Annotated in this window: 16 protein-coding genes; 9 read left to right on the forward strand and 7 right to left on the reverse strand. The window is 72.8% G+C overall.

Annotated features, from left to right (window positions below; translation table 11 throughout):
- Nucleotides 1-144 precede the first annotated feature (144 nt).
- On the forward strand, nucleotides 145-1,017 hold the full coding sequence (locus FGW31_RS23765; protein ID WP_142195526.1) for an ATP-grasp domain-containing protein: 873 nt from the start codon (nucleotides 145-147) through the stop codon (nucleotides 1,015-1,017).
- Here the strand turns inward: FGW31_RS23765 and FGW31_RS23770 are convergent.
- On the reverse strand, nucleotides 998-1,654 hold the full coding sequence (locus tag FGW31_RS23770; protein WP_142195527.1) for a hypothetical protein: 657 nt from the start codon (nucleotides 1,652-1,654) through the stop codon (nucleotides 998-1,000). The two genes, FGW31_RS23765 and FGW31_RS23770, sit on opposite strands and share 20 nt — an antisense overlap.
- Before the next feature lie 126 nt (nucleotides 1,655-1,780).
- Here FGW31_RS23770 and FGW31_RS23775 point away from each other — a divergent pair, with 126 nt between their 5' ends.
- Nucleotides 1,781-2,554, forward strand: a complete 774-nt coding sequence (locus tag FGW31_RS23775; protein ID WP_142195528.1) for an IclR family transcriptional regulator — start codon at nucleotides 1,781-1,783, stop codon at nucleotides 2,552-2,554.
- Nucleotides 2,551-3,405, forward strand: a complete 855-nt coding sequence (locus FGW31_RS23780; RefSeq protein ID WP_142195529.1) for an SMP-30/gluconolactonase/LRE family protein — start codon at nucleotides 2,551-2,553, stop codon at nucleotides 3,403-3,405. Before FGW31_RS23775 ends, FGW31_RS23780 begins: the two co-directional genes overlap by 4 nt.
- 153 nt (nucleotides 3,406-3,558) lie before the next feature.
- On the opposite strand, the gene FGW31_RS23790 is transcribed toward FGW31_RS23780, so the two are convergent.
- From FGW31_RS23790 to FGW31_RS23810, 5 genes are all read right to left on the reverse strand, one after another.
- Entirely contained in the window at nucleotides 3,559-4,962 is a 1,404-nt protein-coding gene (locus FGW31_RS23790) for an FAD-dependent monooxygenase (protein WP_142195530.1), read from the reverse strand.
- A complete protein-coding gene (locus FGW31_RS23795) occupies nucleotides 4,952-6,148 on the reverse strand; it encodes an MAB_1171c family putative transporter (protein ID WP_142195531.1) in 1,197 nt (398 codons plus the stop codon). The genes FGW31_RS23790 and FGW31_RS23795 overlap by 11 nt, the downstream gene beginning before the upstream one ends.
- A 67-nt stretch (nucleotides 6,149-6,215) precedes the next feature.
- A complete protein-coding gene (locus tag FGW31_RS23800; RefSeq protein ID WP_142195532.1) occupies nucleotides 6,216-7,400 on the reverse strand; it encodes an MAB_1171c family putative transporter in 1,185 nt (394 codons plus the stop codon).
- On the reverse strand, nucleotides 7,397-7,900 hold the full coding sequence (locus tag FGW31_RS23805) for a toxin (RefSeq protein ID WP_202432144.1): 504 nt from the start codon (nucleotides 7,898-7,900) through the stop codon (nucleotides 7,397-7,399). The genes FGW31_RS23800 and FGW31_RS23805 overlap by 4 nt, the downstream gene beginning before the upstream one ends.
- Nucleotides 7,901-8,009: 109 nt before the next feature.
- On the reverse strand, nucleotides 8,010-9,245 hold the full coding sequence (locus FGW31_RS23810) for an MAB_1171c family putative transporter (protein WP_142195534.1): 1,236 nt from the start codon (nucleotides 9,243-9,245) through the stop codon (nucleotides 8,010-8,012).
- 285 nt (nucleotides 9,246-9,530) lie between these two features.
- Between FGW31_RS23810 and FGW31_RS23815 the strand changes: the two genes are divergently transcribed.
- Genes FGW31_RS23815 through arfA form a run of 5 tightly spaced genes read left to right on the forward strand, consistent with a single transcriptional unit; the run spans nucleotide 9,531 to nucleotide 15,196 of the window.
- Complete coding sequence (locus FGW31_RS23815; RefSeq protein WP_142195535.1) at nucleotides 9,531-10,880, forward strand: extracellular solute-binding protein; 1,350 nt, start codon at nucleotides 9,531-9,533, stop codon at nucleotides 10,878-10,880.
- Nucleotides 10,877-11,818: a carbohydrate ABC transporter permease gene (locus FGW31_RS23820; protein ID WP_142195536.1), complete on the forward strand. Its 942-nt coding sequence runs from the start codon at nucleotides 10,877-10,879 to the stop codon at nucleotides 11,816-11,818. The genes FGW31_RS23815 and FGW31_RS23820 overlap by 4 nt, the downstream gene beginning before the upstream one ends.
- Entirely contained in the window at nucleotides 11,815-12,678 is an 864-nt protein-coding gene (locus FGW31_RS23825; protein ID WP_142195537.1) for a carbohydrate ABC transporter permease, read from the forward strand. The genes FGW31_RS23820 and FGW31_RS23825 overlap by 4 nt, the downstream gene beginning before the upstream one ends.
- Before the next feature lie 17 nt (nucleotides 12,679-12,695).
- Nucleotides 12,696-13,664, forward strand: coding sequence for an arabinan endo-1,5-alpha-L-arabinosidase (locus tag FGW31_RS23830; protein WP_142195538.1), 969 nt, complete (start codon nucleotides 12,696-12,698; stop codon nucleotides 13,662-13,664).
- 26 nt (nucleotides 13,665-13,690) lie between these two features.
- Nucleotides 13,691-15,196 (forward strand): arabinosylfuranosidase ArfA, encoded by a 1,506-nt coding sequence (gene arfA / locus FGW31_RS23835; protein WP_142195539.1) that lies wholly within the window; start codon nucleotides 13,691-13,693, stop codon nucleotides 15,194-15,196.
- 51 nt (nucleotides 15,197-15,247) lie between these two features.
- On the opposite strand, the gene FGW31_RS23840 is transcribed toward arfA, so the two are convergent.
- The gene (locus FGW31_RS23840) at nucleotides 15,248-18,109 is read right to left on the reverse strand and encodes a glycoside hydrolase family 35 protein (protein WP_142195540.1); all 2,862 of its coding nucleotides are present in this window, start codon (nucleotides 18,107-18,109) and stop codon (nucleotides 15,248-15,250) included.
- 317 nt (nucleotides 18,110-18,426) lie between these two features.
- On the opposite strand from FGW31_RS23840, the gene FGW31_RS23845 reads away from it, so the two are divergent.
- A complete protein-coding gene (locus tag FGW31_RS23845; protein ID WP_142195541.1) occupies nucleotides 18,427-19,080 on the forward strand; it encodes a DUF4360 domain-containing protein in 654 nt (217 codons plus the stop codon).
- The last annotated feature ends 37 nt before the right edge of the window (nucleotides 19,081-19,117 follow it).

Genomic DNA, 19,117 nt, shown 5'->3' on the forward strand with positions numbered 1-19,117 from the left:
CAGCCGTGCCGGGAAGGCCGTAAAGGTGCAGGTCACCGTGGTCGGACGGGTGGTGTGCGGGCGCCGGGTGCGGGAGCGGGGCTGTTAGCCTGCCGGTCGGTCGGCCGTGTGGCCGGCCGGCTGTGCGGAGAAGGAGGAGTCGCCGTGCCCCGTATCGCGCTCGTGACCTGCCGGCCCGGGCCCGACGTGGCCGAGGACCGGGACCTGCCCGGGCTGGTGTCCGCCCTGCGGGAGGCCGGGGCGGAGGCGTCCGCCGAGGTGTGGGACGACGGCGACGTGGACTGGGGCGCCTTCGACCTCGCCGTGATCCGGTCGACGTGGGACTACAGCTGGCGGTCCGCCGAGTTCACCGCGTGGGCGGAGCGGTGCGCCGCCGTCACCCGGCTCGCCAATCCGGCGGACGTGGTGCGGTGGAACACCGACAAGCGCTACCTCGGGGACCTCGCCGCGGCCGGGGTGCCGGTGGTGGACACCCGGTACCTGGCGCCCGGCGACACCGTCGTCCTCCCCGACACCCACGAGTACGTGGTCAAGCCGACCTCCGGCGCCGGCGCCCGGTTCGCCGCCCGCTACACGCCCGCCGAGCACGACACGGCCGTACGGCATGTGCGGCGCATGCACGACGAGGGGTTCACCGCGATGGTGCAGCCCTATGTGCGCAGCATCGACACCGCCGGGGAGCGGGCGGTGCAGTTCTTCGGCGGGAGCCTGCTGCACGCCGGCCGCAAGGGCGCGGTCCTCGCCCCGGGCACGCCCTACGACCAGCGCAAGGTCGCCCACCCGGGGCTGACCGCCTGGACCCCCACCGCCGCCGAACTCGACGTCGCGGAGCGGGCGCTGGCCGCCGTGCCCGGAGCACCGGAGCTGCTGTACGCGCGCGTCGACCTCGTGGACGGCGAGGACGGCCGGCCGCGGGTGATGGAACTGGAACTGGTCGAACCCAACCTGTTCCTGTGGCTGCACCCGGAGTCGGTGCCGCGCGTCGTGAAGCACCTGCTCAGCGCCGCGGCTCGCTGACCGCCGTACGCTGCAACAGCCCCCACGTGAACTCCGCGACCACGTCACGGAGTTCACCGCGGGCGTCCGGTGCGGTCAGGGCCAGGCCCCAGCGGGTCGGCGCCGTGCCCTCCAGGGGACGGGCCGGGGCGAAGGCGCGGGCGGCCTCGTCGACCGTGCAGGACCACGGCGTGAGGTCCTCCACCGTGCGCAGCGGCGGCGGCGCGGCGGACGGCGCGCGGACCAGCCACTCGTTCCACACCGCGCCCCCGGCCGCCGGGGTCAGGACCTCGAAGCGCAGGTCCGGCCAGAGCGGGAGCGGCCACTGCCAGGCCTCGCAGTCGAGGTCGCCGATCCGGCGCGGGGTCCGGGACTCCGGCTCGCCGAGCACCGAGCGGTACCGGGACAGGGCCGGTCGGGAGCGCGGCGAGCGGACCATCGCCTGCCAGCGCCTGTTGGCCTCGCGCAGGTCGGCGGGGGAGGCGCCCAGTTCGCGCCGGGCGTCCTCGACCGGGCCCGGGTTGAAGTCGGCCATGCGGCGCAGCAGCACGAGCTGGAAGTCGCGCGGGGTGAACGGGGCGGCGGGACGGCGTCCGGTGGGCACGGAACCATCGTCGCGCACCGGGCGGTGCGTGTCGTGGAGCGGTGACCGGTGCATGTGGTGACCGTGGGCCCATTGCCCGGTACGGCCCGTGTGGCTAGCCTGTGTGTTCGCCATTCCGATCGCCTGTTGAAATCTCGAACGACCGCAGGCGCCTGAGACACATTAGGGAGGGGGCCGGTCGTGGGACGCCTCGTACCAGCCGTGACCCGGGCTCTCGACATTCTGGAGCTCTTCCTCGACGGGGACGGCACGCTCTCCGCCCCCGACATCGTGCGCCGGCTCCAGCTGCCGCGCACCACCGTCCACGAGCTGGTGACCACGCTCGCCGCCCGGAAGTACATCGTCCCGGTGGCCGGCCAGCCGGGCCGCTACCGGCTCGGGGTACGCCCGTACCAGCTCGGCGCCCGCTACGCCGAGCACCTCGACCTCGCCGCCGAGGGCCAGCAGGTCGCCCGGGCCGTCGCCGAGACCTGCGACGAGACGGTGCACGTGGCGATCCTGGAGGACACCGACGTCATCTACATCGCCAAGGTGGACTCCACGCACGCGGTGCGCATGGTGTCGGCGGCCGGCCGCAGGCTGCCCGCCCACTGCACGTCCGTCGGCAAGATGCTGCTGGCCTCCCTTCCCGAGCACGAGCTCGCCGCGCGCCTTCCCGACGACGCGGACCTGGTCGCGATGACCCCCAACAGCATCACCGACCCGGCCGTCCTGCGCGAGACCCTTGCCGGGATCCGTGCCCGGGGCGTCGCCGTGGAGAGCCGGGAGTCCAATCCGGACGTCAGCTGTGTCGCCGCGCCGGTGCGCGACCGCACCGGCCAGGTGGTCGCCGCGCTGTCCATCTCCGTGCCGATGATCCGCTGGAGCGAGGAGCGGCTGGGCGAACTGGAGGAACTCGCCGTGAAGGGTGCGGCCGACCTGTCCGAGCGTCTGGGCCACCGGAGCATGGCATGACACACACCTTCGACGTGGCCGTCCGGGCGGAGGCGGCCCTCGGTGAGGGGCCCACCTGGGATCCGGCGACCGGCCGCCTGCTGTGGATCGACATCCTCGGCTCCCGCGTCCACACCTACGACCCGGCCACCGGCCGCCGCACCCTGCGCCGCACCGACCAGCACGTGGGCGCCGTCAAGCCCCGCGCGGGCGGCGGCCTGGTGCTGAACCTGCGGGACGGCATCGGCCTGCTCGACGCCGACGACACCTTCCGCTGGCTGCACCGCGAACCCGTCCCCGGCCGCCGCGCCAACGACGCCGCCGTCGCCCCCGACGGCAGCCTGTGGGCGGGCACCATGCGCTACGACGAGGCGCCCGGCGGCGGCACGCTCGCCCGCGTCACCGGCGACGGCACGGTCCACGCCCTCCTCGACGACGTGGCGGTGAGCAACGGCATCGGCTGGAGCCCCGACGGCCGGCTGATGTACTACATCGACTCGCCGACCCGCCGCGTCGACGTGTTCGACGTCGGCGAGGCGGACGGCAGGATCACCGGCCGCCGCTGCCTGGTCACGATCGAGGAGGGCGCCGGCTTCCCGGACGGCCTCACCGTCGACGCCGACGGCTGCGTCTGGGTCGCCCTGTGGGACGGCGGCGCGGTCCGCCGCTACACCCCGGCCGGCGACCTGGACCGGGAGATCCCGCTGCCCGTGCCCCGCGTCACGGCGTGCGCCTTCGGCGGCCCCGACCTGACCGACCTGTACCTCACCACGGCCCGCGTCGGCCTGACGGCACCCCACCCGCTCGCGGGCTCGCTGCTGGTGGTCCCGGGAGCGGGTCAGGGGGTGGCCCAGCCGGCGTTCGCGGGCTGACCCCACCCCCGCCCCCTCCCGCCGCGCCCCGCCCGCCGCGCCCCGCCCGCCGCGCCCGGTCGCCCGCCCCCGCCCGCCGCGCCCGGTCGCCCGCCCCCGCCCGCCGCGCCCGATCGCACGCCGCCGCGCCCGGTCGCCCGCCGGTGCGTCCGGTCACACGCCGGTGCGGTCCAGGCCCCGGAGGACGTTGCGTTCCTCCGGGGTCAACGGCGGTTCGGTCGACGGCGGCAGCGGGGAGCCGGCGAGGGCCGCGAGGACGGCGCCGGGACGGAACATGCGGGTCGGCGGCGTGCGCAGGCTGGTGACGTCCCAGATCGCCGAGGCCGCCGCGTACGAGCCGGTGGCCGCCTTCATCATGCGGCGCGTGTAGGCGGTGAGGACGCGGTCGCCCGGCGTCGGGCGGCCGCCGCGCACACCCGGGTAGAGGACGTCCTGGCTGACCGCCATGGTCCACGCCGCGTCCGCCGAGCGCGCCGCGCCCCGCAGCACCCGCCGGGCGAGCCCGGGCGCGGTGAGGGAGCCGGCCCGGTCCAGCTCCCGGCCGAGGACGCGCGCCCCGAACGCGGCCACCGACATCCCGTGCCCGTACGCCGGATTAAACGTGGCCAGCGCGTCCCCGAGCACCACGAACCCCTCCGGCCAGTGCGGCAGTTTCTCCAGGTGGCGCCGCACATTGCTGGTCGACCGGCTCAGATGCACATCGGTCAGCGGCTCCGCGCCGGAGATCAGCCGCCCCACGATCGGGTCCGGCAGGTCGAGCGTGTACCGCAGGAAGCCCTCGGGGTCCGCCGGCGGTTCACCGCCGCGGGAGCCGCCGCAGCTCACCAGCCAGCGGCCGCCCTCGACCGGCATCACCATCGCGCTGCGGCCCGGCCGGGACACGTACGGATCGGCCTGCACGATCGTCAGCGGGAACCGTTCCGCGCCGTCCGGCACCCGGTACACCCGCGACGCGTTGACCAGCCCGGAGTCCACCGCCCGCTCCCGCACCCCGCTCACCCCGAGCCCGCCCAGCCAGCCGACCACCCGGGTGCCGCGTCCGCTCGCGTCGACGACCAGGTCCGCCTCCAGGTCCACGTCCCCGCCGGGCGCCGCGATCCGCACCCCCCGCACCCGATCCCGGGAGCCGGTCAGTCCCACCGCCGCCGCCCGGCGGAACTCCACCGCGGTCCGCTCCCGCACCGCCGTGCGCACCACCCAGTCCAGCAGTGCCCGGGTGCACGTCACCATGACCGGGCCCTCGCGCCGCCACCGCCGCAGCCAGCCCTCGGGCGTGCGGGCCAGCATGCCCGAGCTGAGCGAGACCTCGTGCGCCCCCGCGGCCAGCAGCCGTTCGCGCACGCCCGCACCCGGCAGCAGCTCCTCCACGGCGTCCATGCCGCCGGTCATCAGCAGGTGCGCGTGCCGCCCCTGCGGCAGCCCCTTGCGGTGCTCGGGGCCCTCGGGCAGGTCGTCCCGGTCCAGCACGACCACCTCGTCCACTCCGGCGGCGGACAGCACGGCCGCGGCCAGCAGGCCGGCCAGACCGGCACCGACGACGACAGCTCTATGCGACATGGGGCTCCTCGGGTTCGGCCAGCGGCGGCACCGTGCCGCCGGGCGCGGTGGCCGCGGCGGGCGGACGGTTGAGTTCCTGGGCCAGCTCCACCAGCCCGCTGGTGCCGGACATCTCGGTGGCGTGCAGCCGGTACGCGGCGGCGGCCTCGGGCGGTTCCTCCCGGGCGGCGGCCCGCCGCGCCGCGTCGGCGAGCATCGCGGCCTCCGCCGCGAGCCGGGCCCGGTGCGGCGTGCCGCCCGCGCGCAGCGCACCGTCGCGGACCCGCTCGCGGACGCGGTGGTCGAAGTACGGCGCGAGCGCGAGCAGCGCGTCGTGGATCGACACCTCGCGCCACTGCAGGCGGGCCTGCGGCAGCTGCCACCAGCCGGTCGGCGGCTTGGGCGCGGTGGACACCGACCGCACCAGGGTCCACAGCGGCGCCAGCCGCCGGTAGTCGCCCAGCGCCCGCCACTGGGCCCGCGCCGACGGCAGCAGCCGCGGCAGCACGAACCCCGCCGAACACAGCAGCGCGGCCAGCGAGGCCATCGGCGGCGCCAGCGTGGTGGACAGGAAGTCCAGGTCGTGTCCGGTCCAACGGGCCACGACCGCCGTGTACTTGGCGACCTGGAAGCCCACCACGTCCAGCAGCGAGCCCACCAGGATCAGCCGCAGCCCGGTCCGCAGCAGCCCGCCGACCTCGCGCCCCCACTTGACGCACACCGTGCACATCGCCAGCATCGCCGCGCTGTGCCCGAGCAGGTACAGCAGGATCATCTCCCGCATGAACGGCGTGTTGGCGTAGTACGTGTCGAGGTCGTTGAGCCGCTCGGTGTCCGCCTCGGCGAGCAGGAACAGCACCACGATGGCGGCGATCAGCAGCCCGTAGGCGGCCATGCAGCGCAGCACCAGGCGCCGCACCCGTTCGCGGGAGCCGCCCCGCCAGTTGATCAGCAGGACGAGCACGGAGCAGCTGTACGCGGAGAGCATCCCGTAGGTCAGCGGCGCACCGAAGTTGGGGACGCCGGTGAGGCGGTTGACGGTGGCCAGGGTGGCCGGGGCGGCGCAGACGAAGACCAGCGCGCCGAGGACGACCGCCACGCACGTGGACAGGGTCAGCGGGTTGCGCATGGCCCGGCGCGGGCGGCGGAACAGCAGCACGGAGGTCATCGCGAACACGAACGCGGCCAGGTAGACGACGGTGCTCACGCCGGGCACCTCCCCGCGGCCGGTGCCGCTGCGGCCCGCCCGGGCCCGTGCGCGCCGCTCCGGGCCCTCATACGGTGCCCGCCGTCGTCGTACCGGTCGGCACCGCGGAGGGCGCGGGCAGCGGGACGCCGCCGGCCAGCGCGTCGGCGATCCGGGGCAGGGCGGCCGGGTCCGGCACCCGGTCGAGGGCCCGGCCGGCGCCGGCCGGCGGCGCGGCCTGCCGTCCCGCGTCCGCCTCCCGCCGTACCGCCGCGTCGATCACCGCGGCCCAGGCGGCGGCCCCGGCCCGTTCCTCGTCGCCCGTCGCCCGCAGCACGGCGGCGCGCGTCCGGTCGTACAGGTCCGGGTCGAAGTACACGTCGAGGTGGCCGAGCGCGTTGAGGACGCTGGTCTGACGCCACATCAGCCGGGTGGTGGGGGAGGCGAACCGGGGCCGGGGCAGCCGCAGGGTGCGGCGGGTGAGGAGGTCGTCCAGCGTCCGCTCCAGGGGCTCCAGCCGGGCGTACGTCCGCCGGGCCAGCCGCCACTCGGCGACCCGGGGCGTGGCGAGCGGGACCAGCACGCCGACGACCGTGAGCAGCGCGCCCAGTCCGGCGGCGGCGGGGGAGACGGTGGTGCCGAGCTGCGACCAGTCCCGCCCGGACCAGCGGGCGCCGACCGCGACCAGTTTGGCGAGGCTGTACCCGGCGCCGCACAGCGCGCCCGCCCCGAGCAGGAGCAGCCCGGCCCGCAGTCCGCCGCGCACCCGGCGCGCCCAGCGCAGCGACGACACCGTCGTGACGGTGACGGTGGTGAGGTGCGCGAGCAGGTACAGCACGATCATCTGGGCGATGAACGGGGTCGTGGCGTAGTAGGTGTCCAGGTCGGTGCGGCGCTCCACCGGCGCGTCCCCGAGGGTGAAGGTCACCGCGATGCCGACGACGACGACGGCGTAGGCGAGGATCCAGCGGCGGGCGGTGCGGTGCACGCGGGGCCCGCCGCGCCAGTGCACGATCAGCACCTGCGAGGCGGCGCAGTAGCCGGTGATCGCCGCGTAGGTGACCGGCGCGGCGAGGTTCGGCACGCCGCCGATCCGGTTGACCGCGCCGACCGTCGGCGGCGCCCCGAGGAAGAAGCACAGCCCGGCCAGCCCCAGCACCGCGCAGATCGCCCGCAGGTAGGGATCGTGCCGGTGCCGCAGCAGGTCGGGTGCCTTCACCAACAGCCCGAGCCACAGCACCCCGCAGCTGACGTAGTTGATCAGGCCGCTCATCTTCGTGTCCCGCGGTAGTTGAGCGCGGCCCCGATGCGCCCGGCGAGGTCCTGCGGGTCGTCGGGGACGCCGCCCTCCGCGGCGAACACCGAGTCGGTGGAGGCGTCCAGCCAGGTGCGCAGCCTGCGCCCCATCAGCATGCCGAAGCGGTCGGCCTCCTGTTCCTCGGCCAGGCTGAAGTCGGTGCGCGCGGCGACCGGGCGGGGCCCGTGGCCGGTTTCGGCGTCCGCGTCGCGGCGGTTCATGTGCCACACCTCGTGGCAGAAGATCACGATCTGGTGCCACACGGCGGCCCGTTCGTCCACCACCACGTCGTCGTGGGTGTCGCGTTCGAGCCACAGTCCGCTCGCGGTGTGCGGCGGGAACGACGCGCGGTGGACGACGACGTCGCGTCCCCGCCAGGTGCTGACGGACGCGACGAGCGCCTCGAACAGGACCTCCGGGTCGGCCGGTACGGCCACCTGGATGGGGTCGATGAGGGCGTCAGCGAGACGACGCATCTCCTTCCTGGTACGCACCGCTGTCTCCCTGTTCCCCTGGGTGTCGCTCGGTCACCTGTGCAATATGCCAAGACGGGTGCCGTCCCGGCCAGTTCCGTGTGCGGGCCCGTCACTCGGTGACCGCCGCGGTGTCCTCGGGTGCCGCGGCGCGGGCGCGGACCTCCCGGATGACGTCGGGGTGGCGCAGGGCGCGTGAGACGGCTCCGATCTCGCGGAGGAGTTCCGTGGTGTCGGGGCCCTGGCCGCCGTCGCCGTGCTCCGGTTCCGCACCGGCCCGCACGGCGTCGAGGATCACCACGGCCGCGGCGAGGGCCCTGGCCCGCTCCGGCGGGTGGCCGAGGCCGAGGGCGGCGGCGTAGGACCGTTCGCGCAGCCGCTCGTCGGTGCGCCGGGCCAGCGGCATCAGGACGTCCCGGATGAAGGTCTCGCGGCGGGTCAGGCGCAGTTCGGGGCTGGCGCGCAGCAGCAGTGGCACGCCGCTGCCGTGCACGCCGCGCATCAGCCGGTACAGCGGCCGCAGCCGGCGGTGGGCCAGGCGGATCCGCCAGCGTCCGTGCAGGTACTGGCCGGCGTGCGGCAGGATGAAGCCGACCGCGATCGACACGGCGGACGCGCAGGCCAGTGCCGGGGCCACGTTCAGGCTGAGCCAGTCCAGGTCGTTGCCGGTCCAACGGGCCGCCACCGCCGTGAGTTTGGCGGCGTCGAAGGCCAGGTTGAGCGCGTATCCGACGCCCAGGAACTTCAGTCCCCAGCGCAGCCAGGCGTCGAGTCCGTCGGTGCGGATCCAGTTCCAGATCAGCTTGGACGTGACGAGTCCGGCGGTGGTGTGGGCGAGGAGGTACAGCAGGATCGCCTCGCGCATGAACGGCGTGTTGGCGTAGTAGGTGTCCAGGTCCCGGGTCCGCTCCACGGGCACGTCGGCGAGGGCGAACAGCACCCACAGCGCGACGATCACGCCTCCGTAGGCGGCGACGACCAGGCGGGTGGCGCGGCGGGTCGGCGCGGAGTGCTCCGACAGGCCGTCGCGCCAGGCGATGATCAGCAGCAGGCAGGAGCCGCAGAACGCGGTGAGCAGCGAGTACACCCAGGGCGCGGAGATGTTCGGCACGCCGGTGACCCGGTTGACCCAGACGATCGTCGAGGGCGCGACGAAGACGAACACGGCGCAGGCGAGCAGCAGCAGCCCGCCGACGGCGCGCAGCAGCGGGTCCGTCCAGAGCCGGAAGATCGTGGGCAGTTTGATCGCCAGGGCGGCGGCCAGCACGGCGGCCGGGATCCACCAGAAGGACGTGTAGAACTCGCTGAGGAACGAGGCCGGGCCCATGGCCGCGTCCGCGAACCCCATTCCGCTCCCTCGCTCCCACTCGCGCCGTACTCGCCGCCGTACTCGTCGTACTCGAGGCCGTTCGAGCCTACGCGGACGGAAGTGCCCGCGTCATGCGATCCGTTGACCGTTGTCGCTCGGTGGACGACCGGACGGTGCCCGTTCGTGCTCGGAGCGGGCCCGGGAAAAGTCCGGCCCGAGTCTTGTGCGAACCATTGACGTGCCGGTCCATCACACTTACGGTCCGTTCGAAGTTACGAGCGCCATCCGATATTTCGAACATACGATGAGCAGATGGGGCAGGGCATGGGACGACCTGGCCTGAATCGCAGGCAACTCCTCGCCGGAATGGGCGGGTTGACGATCGCCGGCAGCTTCGGCTTCGCGGCGCTCGGAACGGGGGCCGACGCGCTCGCCTCCGGGGCGGACACCCGGGTGCGCTACTGGAACCTCTTCAGCGGCGGCGACGGATACAACATGATCGCGATGCTGGACTCCTTCCGCGCGGAGCACCCGGGCATCGACGTGAAGGACTCCACCCTCCAGTGGGGCAACCCGTACTACACCAAGCTCGCGATGGCCGCCGCGGGCAACCGCGCGCCGGACCTCGCCGTGATGCACCTCGGCCGGGTCCCCGGCTTCTCGCCGGGCCGCCTCCTCGACCCCTGGGACGTGGACCTGCTCGCCCGGTACGGCGTGCACGAGAAGGACTTCAACCCGGACCTGTGGAGGCGCGCCGTCGTCGACGGCAAGCTGTACGCCCTGCCCCTCGACATCCACGTACAACTCTGTTTCTACCGCAGGGACGTGCTGAAGAAGGCGGGGCTGCTCGGCGACGACGGCCGGATGGTGCCGGTGACGTCGACCGACGACTGGTTCGCGATGCTGAAGGAGGCCAAGAAGGCCACCCGCGGCGGACTGCAGACGCTCGGCCTGCACGTCAACGACCTCAACATCCAGTGGTGGATGTTCGTCGCCTTCTACACCCAGCTGGGCGGCACCTGGTTCGACGCGGGCAACACCGAGGTCACCTTCGACACCGACAAGGCCACCGAGGTCCTGGAGTTCCTGCGCCGGCACATCACCGACGGTTACACCGTCCCCGGGGCCGCCGACGCCGAACAGTTCGTCAACGGCGCCCCGTTCACCCTGGAGGGCAACTGGTCGGTGCCGGTCTTCGACACCGCGAAGCTCGACTACGGTGCCGTGCCGCTGCCGCCCGTCTTCGGCACGCAGGCCACCCACGCCGAGTCCCACGCCTTCGTGCTGCCGCACCAGTCCGACCGCGGCGGCACCGGCAACGACGCCGCCCACCGCCTGGCCGCCCACGTCGTCACGCACGCCCGGCAGTGGGCGGGCGGCGGACACATCCCCGCCCACACGCCGACCCTGACCTCGGCCGCGTACCGGAAGCTGAAGCCGCAGAGCGAGTACGTCTCCGCGATGGACCACCAGGCCACCGAGCCGAAGGTGTGGTTCGCGGGCTCCACCGGCCTGCTCGCCCAGCGCATCGGACCCGTCGTGATGGCCTCCACCGCCGGGTCTGCCAAGCCGGGAACCGCGGCCGGCCGGATGAAGAACGTCCTCGCCCAGCTGCTCGCCATGAAGAACCCGATGGACGGCCTCACCGCCGCCGAGGGAGGTGCGGCCGCATGACGACCGCCAGTGCCGAGACCGTCGTCGCCCCGGCGCGCGCAAGGACCGCCGCCGGCACCGCCGGCGTCCGCCGCCGCCAGGGCTTCCAGCACGGGGGATGGTTCGTCGCCCCGTTCCTGGCGCTGTTCGCGCTGTTCGTGATCTGGCCGCTGCTGCGGGGCCTGTGGCTCAGCTTCACCGACGCCAACATCTCCGGTGACGACGCGAACTTCGTCGGCCTCGACAACTACCGCGAGGCCCTCCGGGACGACCTGATGTGGGACTCCCTCGGCCACAGCGCCTACTTCACGCTGCTGGTCGTGCCCTGCATCACCGTCCTGGCGTTCGGGCTGGCGATGCTGGCCCACCACATCGAACGCGGCGCGTGGCTGTGGCGGCTGTGCTTCTTCATGCCGTTCCTGCTGCCGTCCACCGTCGCCGGCAACCTCTGGCAGTGGCTGTTCAACCCCGGCACCGGCATGGTCAACCACGTCTTCGGCATCGACACGCCGTGGCTGTCGGACACGTCGTACGCCATGCTCGCCGTCGTCATCTGCACCCTGTGGTGGACGGTCGGCTTCAGCTTCCTGCTCTACCTGGCCGCCCTCCAGGGCATTCCCGCCCACCTGTACGAGGCGGCCAAGCTGGACGGCGCGAACGCCTGGCACCGCACGGTCCACATCACCCTGCCGATGCTGCGCAACATCACCGGCCTGGTGATCGCCCTGCAGATCCTCGCCTCGCTCCAGGTCTTCGACCAGGCCGTCGTCATGATGGACTTCGGCCCCGGCCCCGAGGACTCCACCCGCACCTTCGTGCAGTTCACCCTCGAAGAGGGCTTCACCGCCTACCGCGTGGGCTACGCCTCCGCGATCTCCATCATCTTCTTCGTGCTCATCGCGGCCGTCGCCCTCGGACGGATGTGGCTGCTGCGCAACCGTGAGGAGGGCGGCCGATGACCACCGCCGCAGCACCGGTCCGGACCAGGCCCCGCCGGAGCTGGACCCCGAGCCAGATCGTCCTCACCCTCCTCGGCACCGCCGTCGCCGCGGTGATCATGTCGCCGCTGGCGTGGGCCGTGTTCACCTCCCTGAAGTCGGAGACGGAGGCCGTCGAGGTACCCCCGCACTGGCTGCCGAAGGACTGGACCGGCCAGGCGTGGTCGGCGATGTTCGCGACCGGCAACATCACCGACTGGTTCGTGAACTCCCTCGTCGTCTCCGTCTGCGTCACCACCGTCGTCCTGCTGGTGAGCGCCCTCGCCGGATACGGTTTCGCCCGCACCGAGTTCCGCGGCAAGGCCGTCCTGATGGGCGCGGTGATGGCCGGCCTGATGATCTCCCCGGCGGTCCTCGGCGTCCCGCTGTTCACCACCGTCCAGCAGATGGGCATGGTCGACACCTACTGGGGCATGATCCTGCCGCAGTGCGCGCCCGCCGCGATGGTCTACATCCTCTACAAGTTCTTCCAGGGCATCCCGCGCGAACTGGAGGAGGCCGCGTTCATCGACGGCGCGGGCCGCTGGCGCATCTTCTTCACGATCGTCCTGCCGCTGTCGCGTCCCTCGCTCGCGGCGGTCGGCATCTTCACCTTCATCAGCTCCTGGAACAACTTCCTGTGGCCGTACATGGTGACCAACAACCCCGACCTGATGACCATGCCGAACGGCATCGCGACCGTCATGAACTCCTACGGCATCCAGTGGGCCCAGCTCATGGCCGGCGGCCTCATGGCGGGCCTGCCGCTGATCGTCGTGTTCGTCTTCTTCCAGCGCCAGATCGTGGCGGGCGTCGCCCACACCGGTCTGGCCGGCCAGTGACACCGGGAGACCCTGTCGTGAAACGCCTGAGAACCGTCACCCTCCTGGCCGCGGCCGTCGTGGCCCTCCTCCCGACCTCCGCCCGCGCGGACGTCACGTACCCGGACCCGCAGCCGGTCACCGGCCGGCAGATCATCCACGACCCGACCGTGATGCGCCTGAAGTCCGGCGGCTACGTGGCCTATTCGACGGGCGGCGTCATCGGAGCCCGCACCTCGAAGGACCGCGTCCACTGGGACGACGCGGGCAACGCCTTCGCCGAACCACCGCGCTGGTGGTACGAGTACAACGACACCGGCGACCCGTGGGCCCCCGACCTGTTCTGGCGCGACGGCCGCTACTGGCTCTACTACGCCGTCTCCTCCTGGGGCACCAACCACTCCGCGATCGGCGTGGCCACCTCCCGCACCGGCCTGCCCGGCACCTGGACGGACCACGGCAAGGCCTTCTCCTCCGAGACCACCGACCACTGGAACGCCATCGACCCGGCGGTGGTCCGCGCCGACGGCCGCCTGTGGATGACGTTCGGCTCGTACTGGACGGGCATCGGCATGGTGGAGCTGGACCCGGCGACCGGCAGGGCGATCGAGGGCGCGACCGTCCACCACCTGGCCACCCGCCCCGACGAGCCGTACGCCGTCGAAGGCCCGGAGATCGTCAAGCACGGCCGCCACTACTACCTGTTCGCCTCCCACGACGCCTGCTGCTCGGGCGTGAACAGCACCTACAGGATCAAGGTCGGCCGCTCCACGGACATCACCGGCCCGTACGTCGACAGCACAGGCACCCCGCTCCTGGAGGGCGGCGGCGACCTCCTCCTGGCCGGCCACGGCCGGTACGTCGGCACGGGCGGCCAGTCGGTCTTCCGCGACCGCGGCCGTGACTGGCTGGCGTACCACTACTACGACGCCGAGGACGAAGGCACCCCCAAGCTCGGTCTGAACGCCCTGACGTGGCAGAAGAACGGCTGGCCCGTCGTCCGCTAGACGAAACCGAACCCCGGAAGGAACCCATGCGTACCGCCCGCTTCACCCTCGACCCCGCCTTCACCGTCGGTGAGGTCGACCCCCGTCTCTTCGGCTCGTTCGTGGAACACCTCGGCCGCTGCGTCTACACGGGCATCTTCGAACCCGGCCACCCCACCGCGGACGCCGACGGCATCCGCCAGGACGTCCTGGACCTGGTCCGCGAACTCGGCGTCACCGCCATCCGCTATCCGGGCGGCAACTTCGTCTCCGGCTACAAGTGGGAGGACTCCGTCGGCCCGGTGGAGGACCGCCCCCGCCGCCTGGACCTGGCCTGGCGCTCCACGGAGACCAACCGCTTCGGCCTGTCCGAGTACATCGCCTTCCTCAGGAAGATCGGCCCGCAGGCCGAGCCGATGATGGCGGTCAACCTGGGCACCCGGGGCGTCGCCGAGGCCCTGGAACTGCAGGAGTACGCCAACCACCCGTCCGGCACGGCCCTGTCGGACCTGCGCGTCGAGCACGGCGACAAGGACCCGTTCGGCATCCGCATGTGGTGCCTCGGCAACGAGATGGACGGCCCCTGGCAGACCGGCCACAAGACGGCCGAGGAGTACGGCCGCCTCGCCGCCGAGACGGCCCGCGCCATGCGGCAGATCGACCCGGGTGTCGAACTCGTCGCCTGCGGCTCCTCCGGCCAGTCCATGGAGACGTTCGCCGAGTGGGAGGCGACGGTCCTGAAGGAGACGTACGACCTGGTCGACTACATCTCCCTGCACGCCTACTACGAGCCGCTCGACGGCGACGTCGACTCCTTCCTCGCCTCCGCCGTGGACATGGAGTCGTTCATCGAGAACGTCGTCGCCACCTGCGACCACGTCGGCGCCCGCCTGAAGTCCAAGAAGAAGATCAACCTCTCCTTCGACGAGTGGAACGTCTGGTACCTGTCCCGCACCGAAGCGCAGGTCAGCGCGCTCGACTGGCCGGAGGCGCCGCGTCTGCTGGAGGACAACTACAGCGTCACCGACGCGGTCGTCTTCGGCTCGCTGCTGATCGCGCTGCTCCGGCACGCCGACCGTGTCACCGTCGCCTGCCTGGCGCAGCTCGTCAACGTGATCGCGCCGATCATGACGGAGCCGGGCGGCCCGGCCTGGCGGCAGACGACGTTCTTCCCGTTCGCCCAGGCCTCGCGGTACGGCCGCGGCGAGGTGCTGGACGTGCGCGTGGACTCGCCGACGTACGGGACGAAGAAGTACGGCGAGGCGGATCTGCTGCACGCCACCGCCGTGCGCGCCGAGGACGGCTCGGTGACCGTGTTCGCCGTCAACCGCAGCCGCACCGAGGCGCTGCCCCTCGATGTCGCCCTCAGCGGCCTGGAGTTGACGTCGGTCGTGGAGCACAGCGTGCTGTCGGACGCCGACCCGGACGCCCGCAACACCCTCGCCGAGCCCGAGCGGGTCACCCCGCACCCCGCCGAGGGGACGACCCTGGCCGACGGGCGGCTCTCCGCCGTCCTGGAGCCGCTGTCCTGGAACGTGATCCGCCTGGCATGAGCCCCACCGAAGCCGGTGGACTCACCCACCCGTGAATCCCACCTCGGAGACTCACCTTCCCGGTGAGTCCACCGCCTTCACCGGAATCCCGCCGCGCGCGGCGCCCAGCAGCGTCAGCCGGACGTCACCCGGACCGGCCGGTGTGGTCCCGTCCGACAGCACCGCCAGGGCCAGTGTGTTCGTGCCCCGTGTGCGCAGGATCCCGTTCGGCAGGACGAACGTGTGCTGCGGGCCCACGTCGTTGATGTACTGGCCCAGGTTCCAGCCGTTGAGGAAGATCTGCGCGCGGTAGGCGCGGTCCGGGTCGTCGTCCAGGGTGAGCCCGACGGACGCGTCCATGTCCGGGTCGACGTCCAGCCGGAAGCGGGTCCGGTACCAGACGACGCCCTGCCAGCGGTCCGCGCGCGGCAGTTCCGCGGTCCGCCACTCCCGGTCGTCGAACCCGGGCAGGTGCCAGCCCTTCCGTTCCCCGTACAGTCCGCCGTTGTTGAGCGGCCCGCGCACCCGGTCCGGTGCGGCGGCCCCCTGGATCCGCCACTCCACGGCCGGCGAGCCGCCGCCGAACTCCACGGACACCAGCCCGCGGGCGGCCCGGTAGGTGTCCCTCGCCGTGCCGTCCGCCGTGCCCCGGGCCCGTTCGGCCCCGGCGTGCTGCATGGGCCGTACGAGCAGGGACAGCACGTGCGGCCCCGGCGCGCGCAGTGCCGCCGGCACCTCGAAGGTGGCCGTCGCCGTCCAGGTGCCCTGCCGCGCGGTGTCCTCGTCCGGCACGGGCATGCGGTGGGTGCCCAGGGCCCGCCCGTCCAGCCAGGCCATCAGCAGCCCTTGTGTGCCGGTGCTGTAGGACAGCGACACCGACGCGATGCCGCTCGCGTCCTCGAACCGGCCCCGGTACCAGACGTCGCCGTAGTGGAAGCCGTAGTCGTCCGCGAACAGGACGGGGCCGCCCTCGGGCACGGGTGTGCTGCTGTGCGAGGCGGTGCGGTCGGCCACCGGCCACGCCGAGTCGTCGAAGTCCGGTTCGGACTCCGGGTTCTCGGTGCGCGCCCGCCAGCCGCCCGGCACGGGCAGCGGCACCGTGGGCGCGGCCGGCATCAGGCCCTTCATCACCAGGCTCCCGGCCATGCCGAGGTAGGTGGGCACCGGCTGCCCGTTCCATGTCACGTCGGTGATGCCGCGCGGCCCCCACACCTCCACACCGGTCTCGCCGACGACGTCGCCGACGAGGTGGACGGTGGAGCCGCGCAGGGTGGCCGAGCGCAGCAGCGCGGGCCCGTAGACCAGCAGCGGGCCGGACGGCGTCTCGTAGGGCCACAGGCGCAGCGCGGTGGCGTCGTCGGCGAACAGCAGCACCATGGGCGTGTCGGAGTCGCCGCCCTCGACCACCACCCGGTTGAGCCCGCCCCGGCCGAGCGGCACCACGACGTTCAGCCGGCCCCGGTCGTAGGACCACGCGGACTCCGGGTCGACCCGGTGGGTGACCGGCTGCGTCTCGCAGTCCAGCGCGAGCTGCGCGGTCTCGCCGCCGCGGCCCGCGAACACGGCGATGTCCTGCCGCCCGGTGGTCATGCTCAGCATGGGCTGCGCGGTGGTGTAGGCGAGTGTGCGCCGGCCCAGGCGCAGTCCGGTGGTGAGCAGTTTGGCGTCGCCCGGGCCGACGGCGACCGGCACGTCGATGCCGCTGTCCGGCAGCATCGAGGTGACCGGCTCGGCGGAGTCGTTGCGCACGACGTACACCTGCGTGCCGGTGTCCGGGTTGGCCAGGTGGCGCACCGTCAGCCGGTCGTCGTCGGCGCGCACATGACCCACCGGGTCCAGCCGCGCGAGGTCGGGCACGGTCCGCACCAGGTGCCCGAACTGCTGGTACGGGGCCAGGTGCGGCGTCGGCCGGCGGGCCTCGTCGATCGGCGCGCCGCAGTCGTAGGAGGTGTACACGCCCGGGCCGGGCAGCCAGCCCCAGGAGGTCCCGCCGTACGCCATGCGGACGTTGTGCACGGTGACGCCGTCGGCCAGGGCGGTCAGCCGGCGGCTGCGTTCGGACGCGGCGTCGTGGGCGCGCCGCACCTCGCCGTACCCCTTGCCGCCGGACGCCGTACCGCCCCACGCGTCGGCCTGCCCGCTGCTCTCCCCGGCCCTGATGCGGGGGGTGCGCGGGCCGGCGCCGCGTTCGTCGAGGCGGGCGTCGGCGTGGAACAGCGGTACGTCGATGCGGTCGGCGCGGACCTTCGTGTACAGGTGGCTCAGGTAGGCGCGTCCTGCCGGATCGTCGGCAGGCACCTCGGACCCGTCCTCGAACTGGTACAGCAGTACGGTGCCGCCGCCCGCGGTGTACAGGTGCCGTACGGCGATGGCGTCGACCGCGCCGAGCCACTCGTCGACGTGCCGCAGGTACTCCGGGTCGTCGGTCCGCGCGGTGCCACCGGTGGCCGTCAGCCACCCCGGCAGGCCGCCGGCGTCGAGGTCGGCACCGAGGTACGGTCCCGGTCGCAGGATGACGTACAGGCGTTCCTCGGCGGCCGTGGTGAGGAACCGGTCGAGGTCCCGCACGCCGGTGAAGTCGTACCTGCCGGGTGCGGGGGAGTGGAGGTTCCACGGCACGGGGACGCCGACCGCGTTGTGGCCGTGGGCGCGCAGCTTCTGCAGCACGTCCCGCCACAGGGACGGGCTCGGCAGGCGGAACGGGTGCATCTCGCCGGACCACAGCACCAGGCGCCGGCCGTCGACCAGCATCGAGTAGCGGTCGAAGCCCACCCTGTGCCGTCTGCCGTCCGCGCTCGGCGGTGGGGGTGGTGGGCCGGTGGGCACGGTGCGTGGCCCGTTCGTGCCGGTCGCCGCTCCGCCACTGCCGGCCAGCGCGAGACCGAGCGCCGCCGTGCCGGCCAGGGCCGTGAACGTACGCCTGCTGAGCTCCAAGGGAGCGCCTCCTGTTGTGGTGCCACAAGGGGTGCCGGTGCGTCATTGTCCATGAACCGGAGCCTCCTCGTTCACATCAGGGTCCCGGTATGCGCCTTTTGGTGTGCCGTGGAGTGACGGAAGTGAATGGCCGGAGTTCGGCCTGTCGGAGGCTCCCGCGGCTCCATACGATGCGAGCGCTCCCGGCCTTCACCGCACCTTCATGCCTCCTTCACGGGGCCGGGAGCGCATGCGCGCATTTCTGTCATGTACATGACGCTTCAACCAGTTCCCGGGAAACCAAGCGAGACATCACGCCCACCGAAGGATGGAGAATCATGGCTGGTGGCCTGCTCCTGAGTGCGGCGGCGGCCGCGCTCCTCACCGCTGCGTTACCCGCGCACAGCCCGTCGTCCGGGTTCGACAACCCGCCCCCGGACAAGATCGTCATCGATGTCGCCACAGTGAACGGTTCCGGATGTCCCGAGGACACCGCCGCGGTCGCCGTCTCCGCGGACAACACCGCGTTCACCGTGACGTACAGCGAGTACCTCGCGCAGGCCGGGGGCGGCTCCGATCCCACGGCCTACCGCAAGAACTGTCAGCTCAGTCTGCTGGTGCACGTCCCGCAGGGCTTCACGTACGCCGTGGCCAGCGCGGACTACCGCGGCTTCGCCTCCCTCCAGCCCGGAGCCACGGGCACGCAGAAGGCGTCGTACTACTTCCAGGGCTCCTCGGACACGGCGTACCGCAGCCACCGGTTCGCGGGCCCGTACGACGACAACTGGCAGGCCACGGACACCACCGACTGGGCCCAACTGGTCTGGGCGCCCTGCGGGGTCCAGCGCAACTTCAACATCAACACGGAGCTGCGCGTGAGCGCGGGGACGACCTCCCCGAACGACGTCAGCTTCATGACGATGGACTCCACGGACGGTGACATCAGCACCGTCTACCACCTGGCGTGGAAGGAGTGTCCGGAGACGCCGTGAACGCGGTGATGCCGTGACGCGGTGAACCGAACCGGAA

It is taken from the genome of Streptomyces calvus, from assembly GCF_006782915.1.
GTDB classification, from domain to species: domain Bacteria; phylum Actinomycetota; class Actinomycetes; order Streptomycetales; family Streptomycetaceae; genus Streptomyces; species Streptomyces calvus.

Bases quoted from the DNA above. Each gene is read 5' to 3' on its own strand.
- arfA (WP_142195539.1), top strand. From the start codon at position 13,691: ATGCGTACCGCCCGCTTCACCCTCGACCCCGCCTTCACCGTCGGTGAG.
- FGW31_RS23820 (WP_142195536.1), top strand. From the start codon at position 10,877: ATGACGACCGCCAGTGCCGAGACCGTCGTCGCCCCGGCGCGCGCAAGG.
- FGW31_RS23845 (WP_142195541.1), top strand. From the start codon at position 18,427: ATGGCTGGTGGCCTGCTCCTGAGTGCGGCGGCGGCCGCGCTCCTCACC.
- FGW31_RS23810 (WP_142195534.1), bottom strand. From the start codon at position 9,245: ATGGGGTTCGCGGACGCGGCCATGGGCCCGGCCTCGTTCCTCAGCGAG.
- FGW31_RS23800 (WP_142195532.1), bottom strand. From the start codon at position 7,400: ATGAGCGGCCTGATCAACTACGTCAGCTGCGGGGTGCTGTGGCTCGGG.
- FGW31_RS23770 (WP_142195527.1), bottom strand. From the start codon at position 1,654: ATGCACCGGTCACCGCTCCACGACACGCACCGCCCGGTGCGCGACGAT.
- FGW31_RS23780 (WP_142195529.1), top strand. From the start codon at position 2,551: ATGACACACACCTTCGACGTGGCCGTCCGGGCGGAGGCGGCCCTCGGT.
- FGW31_RS23815 (WP_142195535.1), top strand. From the start codon at position 9,531: ATGGGACGACCTGGCCTGAATCGCAGGCAACTCCTCGCCGGAATGGGC.
- FGW31_RS23805 (WP_202432144.1), bottom strand. From the start codon at position 7,900: ATGCGTCGTCTCGCTGACGCCCTCATCGACCCCATCCAGGTGGCCGTA.
- FGW31_RS23790 (WP_142195530.1), bottom strand. From the start codon at position 4,962: ATGTCGCATAGAGCTGTCGTCGTCGGTGCCGGTCTGGCCGGCCTGCTG.
- FGW31_RS23825 (WP_142195537.1), top strand. From the start codon at position 11,815: ATGACCACCGCCGCAGCACCGGTCCGGACCAGGCCCCGCCGGAGCTGG.